Genomic DNA, 5,790 nt, shown 5'->3' on the forward strand with positions numbered 1-5,790 from the left:
CTTGTTTTCAGCACTCCACTGCTGAGGATTCTTACCATCACCGGGCACGGGTACAGCTTGCGCATTTGCCTGTTTGCGCCAAGTAAACAAGGTTGCGTCAGTAATGTCGGTTTCTCGTTTAAGCTGAGCCACGGAAGCATTATTGGGGGGGTATCATCTTCTGGATAACAGACTCTTTCATTTCTTTGGAGTATCAAGCCATAACAGCCTCTTTGTGAATGCTCTCAGTTATTGAGAGTCATGCCACTGCCTTTGATATCTTTGCTGCAAGTGATGGGTTGAAAAGTGTCAAATCATGCATATCCTTAAAAGCAACTCATTTTAAGGAGAATGTAGAAATGATAAAGAAGCTTGTTCAATTGTTATGCACGTGCGTAGCTTTGCAATTTAGTACTCTATATGCCAACGACCAGTTGGATAAATTATATTACCAATTCTCGACTCAAAAAATGCCCAAACTCTTTGATTCTATACAGCATGCATTGAGTGAATCGCCAGAACTCTCTCAAAAAGCAACAGTTAAAGAACTAAAACATGTAACAAAAAGAGCATATAGAACTTGGTATAAAAGCCTGGACACACTTAGCAAAATTGAAATTGGCACTGCAGCTGAATTGATAAGAATAAATTTATCAGTAGCATACTTTGAAAAAAAAGTTGATGTTTTTATGGAATCGAACAGCCATATGATCAGTTGGGAAATACCTCTCTACCAGCAAATAATTGATATCTTACTTGGCGTGTGGGGTGGAGTGTTTTTCGAAAATGACGATTTAGCAGTGGTTAGAAAAGATTTTTATCATTTATTCACTTGTGACGATTATGATTGCGCAAAAATTGCAGAAGATTTTTCATCTCAACAAAGTGAGATGCATACCCAAGCAATACAAAGATATTTTGATTGTAAGAGAAAAAAATCTCTTCTTTTTGGGGAGCATCTTGCTGAATTATGTGAATTAATTAATAACGATAACTTTGACAAAGTAACATACTTTGTATAATCGAAGAACAACAAAAACTGGATGGAGTCAACCTAACCAATGGCTACAGTTCGTTATTGGGACTTTCCTTTTTATTAGGTGTCAGGTGCTAATTTTAAGCTGTCAAGTGGTAATCGTAAATGAGTCAGGCTGTTTTTACCTTTCGCAAACAATGACTCTTAAACACCGGTTTGATGAGAGGGTGTCACTTGAAGACTGAGATTATTATTAATTTAGAAACATTCTTAGCTCCACTCAGTTATTGCGACCTTGATTGGGGCGATTTTGATGAAGAGTGTGAAGAAGTACGAAAGCAAGCTGAGCAACTAATGAAAAAGTATGCCAGTATCGATAGCTCAAAGAGCTAACGGGGCCTAAACCCCTTGAATAAGCAGCAACCGCGTCGCTGTAGGTTAAATTAGTGTTAGGCTTTTTAATTTTGCTTATACCAATTGTTTATTATTACTATTTGTAGTTGTATTTGTAATAACAGAAATAAGCGTAATCCTACTACTTGGTCTGCTGGTGGTTGCTGTGGATTCGATGTCAGTTGATTAAATTCATGACTCAGTTCATTTTGCAGTGTAGCCTGTTGCAAGTTGAGTGCTTGTATAGGTGGTTGGCTTTGAGGTTCACCATTTATGGCTGGTAATATTGCGATCAGTTTACATTGTATATTTACTATGTCATTTGCTTTTTTTATAAGTTTACAGAGACAGGCGCTGTTCTCTGGGTGAGAACACTCCTGTGCTTTTACAGTTTGGAAAAAAACTGGAAGAAATAGGAGGGCTGTAAATAATTTTATCACTTTGATTGTTTCCATAGATGAAAATAGAGTTCTGATTTAAGGTGTAATAAATGCATTCGATTCGTTCCGGGGCTGATTCCCTTTACCTGGCCTGACGAATTTTCGGCGCGAGCCTGAAACGGAGGTGTTGAGTGGTAAACGAACACCAAGACTTCGAAGTTAGTTTATATATGATGGTAGTTTTTTTGAATCTAATGCTTGGTTTTCAAACCTGATCTGTTTTTTGTATGATTCGTACTCATCTTTTAAAATCAAAGTTTGTAAAAAATAACTAAATGCTTCTGTGTAATCTGAAGGATTCGCTGTTTTTTTGTGGAGTAAAATATCTTTAGATAAATCATCTAAATTCAAAGCTGAAATAAAAATTTCGATTTCAGACTCGCTCATGTTTTTTAATAAACTATCCCAGGTTGGCGCTATCCATACTAAACCGTTTCCATATTCTGGAAAGCCGGAATAACAACATTCTGAATTAAAATAGAAGGCTGAACCATCTATCATTTCACCAAATACATGCCATATGTTTTCATCACCTAATCTTATCCAAACATAGGAAATAACGAATTTTATGTTTTCTTTTGAAATTTTAACCAAAGGTTTGTACTCAATCATACCATGCATTGGCACGCCCCTTATGTGACCATTGATCTCCGGGTCGTCAAATTCATCTTCAGATTCACAGAACCAATGTGTAAACGCTCTGTAGTCATGCCATCCTTGATCTTGATCTTCGCACTCTCGCCATAGAAAAGGCTCAATGTAGTCAAGGTTGAAAGCACTGATTCTATTGTACAAATCGTCTTCTATAAAGAGGCTAATGCTTTGATAAACCCCAATATCAAGAGCTTCCATTAGAGAAAAAATATCTTTAGCGGAAAAGTAACTTAGGATTAATGCCCTGAGTGTAGGTATGCTTAAAACTCGAAAAAAATCACCTGCATTAGCCTTTGTCGTTGCACTTAAAGTTAGAGCTAATAAAAGTATTGCGAATACAAAATATGATCGTATATGGATTAGCATTATCATTATCTCGGTTAAGTTGAGCGTTCGAGTATAGTCACTTAACGGGTGGTTGGGGTAAATTCTGCTCACCAGGGTTCCACCCGACACATCAAGGGTGAAGATTGACCCAGGCGTTATTCCTACTTAACAAAAGCTTCATCACTGTCATTGTTATTATTTTGTTCATAGTATTCAGGGAAATCTTCTCGATCCACTTGTTTCATTTGATCTAGTTGTTTCTGGAGCCATTGTTTAGAACGATCATAAATATCTTTCTCGGAGAGTTTTGGATCAGTCTTTCTGATAGAATTACCAATAATTCTAATTACTTCTTGCACTAATTGAGGACGTAAGTCATCAGGTACTCTATTTCTAAAAAGAGACTCGACATGCTCTGTTAATAACAAATCTTCATTTGTCACTACAAGACAGCCATCAGGTTGAGCACAAATTTTATAGGTGACTGCCAGAAATAATAGAGCTGCACGATTGGTCATCATTTCAATATTCAGTTTTAAAAGCTATATGTCGGACCGATAGTATAGGCATAACAAATGCCTTCTGCTCGTTTCAGGCTTCGACCTCATCCGAAGTGCCTTCCAAGTAAGGTGGAAGCAGGTGTTGACCTGCAGAAAAATCCTCAAAGTATCGCAGAACCGGTAAATAATATTCTTACTCCCGTCCCTCGGAACAGCTGCTGACCGGCACTTTTGAGAACCCCTGCCCTGAATTAGCTGGTCGATCATGCTGGGTATTTCTATCTTTCATGATCATTGGAAAAGTTCGGACCGTAGGCTATTGACCATACAGCTACTGAAGAGTTTTTATCTTCGCAATCGCTAAACCCAAAGGTTTTTCATAATATTCTTGGTAATGACTTAATATATCTTCAACAGTATGAAAATAGATATTAGAACCTCCTATTTTACCTATACAAACATTATCTCCAATATGAATAAATGTATGAACAAGTTCCTTGTTATTTAAAATTACAACAGTAATGAAATGATCCTTTATGTCTGAATCTTTTAGGGCTGTAAGGTGAGGGTAAAGTTTATCATGATATGATGTTGAATTGACCTCCATAAAAGTCACAAATTGAAAGCAGGTTGTTGGAGTTTTTTTACCTTTATAAAGGTCGCTAAAAGTTTTATTTCCTGGTAAACGATCTTCTAATTCTGGAGGTAAATCATCAAAAATATTTTGTAATCCTTGATTTATACATTTTATGAATCGTTCTTGCCATGAATTTGAAGGTTTGTAGTCGTGATTTCCATCTTGGGTTTTGATGTTAAAAGATATAACCTTTTTTGGCGTGTTGTCACCAATTATCTTAGCTAAATCATTATCTCTTTCATTACCATCGATGCAGTTAAAAAGATCATCTTCTATTTCAAATGGAAGATACTTTAATACCGCTTTCTTCTCCAGGCCACTTTCAAGTAACCCAGTAAAAATGCTGTCTCTTTTTTTAGATCTATCAATCTTGATAGAGACTAATGGCTCTACAGATTCCAAGGACATGCTATAGAACGCAGCCTCAGTTTTTTGTAAATCGCAAGCGTTCTGTTTGTTGGCCATGTCTGTTGTTGGGAACAATCCATGATTTGAAGTATTACTGATCGGTGTGCTCATGATTAGACTCCTTTTTTCTTTATCAATAGTGCTCAGAGTCGCCATCATGGTTAAAGTTCATAACATTGTGGGCAGTATGCATGACAATGGGCGGCAGTATAGCCCTCTGGGCTTCTGACGGCCAACGCTGGACGTGGTGTTATGTTCTTGGGCAAGTCTGTGCTATAACTCAGGTGTGTATGATCGGGATGCTTTAAAGACGATGAATTCTTTGGAAATAGCAGAGTCTTACTTCCAACTCTCAAACGACAGTAACTTTGATGAAATTACAAAGCTGTTTTGTGAAAGTTCTACCTACAAATCAGGAAATGGAGAGCTTTTTCTGGGAGTGAATGACATCATGTCTGTGCAGAGGCTTTATCATGGTATGTTTGCAAGGCTCGAGTGGAAAGTAATCAGCGTCACAGAAACCAAGCCTGGGATAGTTCATTTCAATTTTAACTTTGTGGGTGAAACTCACACTGGTGAGACAGTAGAGTATTCTGGTTTGGAAGATGTAGTCGTGTATGATGGTAGAATTCAGCACATCCAGATTCAACGCCTTTAAACCTTGCAGCCTCTTATAACAAGCCCATTACCTTGTTTCATAAGTAGTTTCTTCTATAATTGTCACGTCAGATTCTGGGTTTAGTACCAGAAAAGATACGTGAGTCTGTTTTATGAAAACACTAATTCCTTGTCTACTAATTATCATCCTTTCTCTTGCTGGTTGCAGTACGAATAGCTCGGACGAACTGGAGTCCGGACCTTTGGCTGGTTCTGATCGGGATGAGCATGGTTGCATTGGCTCTGCTGGCTATCTTTGGTGTGAGCGTACACACAGCTGTGAGAGGCCTTGGGAACTCGCCCGCAAAGCTGGATTTGAAAACTCCGAGAAGGGCTTTTTAAACTATTGCAACCAGCTTAATAGTCACTAAACATGAGCTTGAGCCGATTAAACGAACGGTTCAAATTAGATGGGGATATCATTTAATTGGTACCGGTGGGCGGACTCGAACCGCCACGCCCGCAAAGGCGGGGGATTTTGAATCCCCTATGTCTACCAATTCCATCACACCGGCACTGTTTTTCAGAACTGAGCTGTCCTGAGAAGATGTGGCGTAGTATACATAACCCCGTACCGTTTTCAACAGCCGTTCTGCGTTGAGTGTTGGGGGGCAGCGTTTCTGTTCGTATTCTCTTTATCTTCCTCATCGTGACTGAAGCAAACGTGTGTGGAATCTTGCCTGACAGGACCACAGTTTTGCAGTATATTGACGCGTTTTTTTAAGAAATGGCCCTGTTCAACCGGAGTTGTGTTTCGAACGGGTCGAGTTGCTTCTGGCTGTTTAGTCTTCTAGTACGAGACCACACACATAATTATGC

6 protein-coding genes and 1 tRNA gene are annotated in these 5,790 nt (G+C 38.5%); 2 read left to right on the forward strand and 5 right to left on the reverse strand.

Annotated elements, in window-relative coordinates:
• Positions 1–218 precede the first annotated feature (218 nt).
• Positions 219–1,001 (forward strand): hypothetical protein, encoded by a 783-nt coding sequence (locus KDK19_RS15260; RefSeq protein ID WP_257292290.1) that lies wholly within the window; start codon positions 219–221, stop codon positions 999–1,001.
• 412 nt (positions 1,002–1,413) lie between these two features.
• Here KDK19_RS15260 and KDK19_RS15265 read toward each other — a convergent pair whose 3' ends face one another.
• The 4 genes from KDK19_RS15265 to KDK19_RS15280 all read right to left on the reverse strand — a co-directional run bounded on the left by KDK19_RS15265 (position 1,414) and on the right by KDK19_RS15280 (position 4,425).
• On the reverse strand, positions 1,414–1,788 hold the full coding sequence (locus KDK19_RS15265) for a hypothetical protein (RefSeq protein WP_257292291.1): 375 nt from the start codon (positions 1,786–1,788) through the stop codon (positions 1,414–1,416).
• A gap of 159 nt (positions 1,789–1,947) precedes the next feature.
• Positions 1,948–2,880: a hypothetical protein gene (locus tag KDK19_RS15270; RefSeq protein WP_257292292.1), complete on the reverse strand. Its 933-nt coding sequence runs from the start codon at positions 2,878–2,880 to the stop codon at positions 1,948–1,950.
• Positions 2,881–2,930: 50 nt separating this feature from the next.
• On the reverse strand, positions 2,931–3,290 hold the full coding sequence (locus KDK19_RS15275; protein ID WP_257281478.1) for a hypothetical protein: 360 nt from the start codon (positions 3,288–3,290) through the stop codon (positions 2,931–2,933).
• Positions 3,291–3,600: 310 nt separating this feature from the next.
• Positions 3,601–4,425, reverse strand: coding sequence for a hypothetical protein (locus KDK19_RS15280; RefSeq protein ID WP_257288238.1), 825 nt, complete (start codon positions 4,423–4,425; stop codon positions 3,601–3,603).
• 202 nt (positions 4,426–4,627) lie between these two features.
• On the opposite strand from KDK19_RS15280, the gene KDK19_RS15285 reads away from it, so the two are divergent.
• Entirely contained in the window at positions 4,628–4,972 is a 345-nt protein-coding gene (locus KDK19_RS15285) for a hypothetical protein (protein WP_257281480.1), read from the forward strand.
• Positions 4,973–5,399: 427 nt separating this feature from the next.
• Here the strand turns inward: KDK19_RS15285 and KDK19_RS15290 are convergent.
• Positions 5,400–5,486: transfer RNA gene (locus tag KDK19_RS15290), tRNA-Leu, on the reverse strand.
• Positions 5,487–5,790 lie beyond the last annotated feature (304 nt).

Origin of the sequence: Endozoicomonas sp. ONNA1 (assembly GCF_024606325.1) — a bacterium.
Taxonomy (GTDB): Bacteria; Pseudomonadota; Gammaproteobacteria; order Pseudomonadales; family Endozoicomonadaceae; genus Endozoicomonas_A.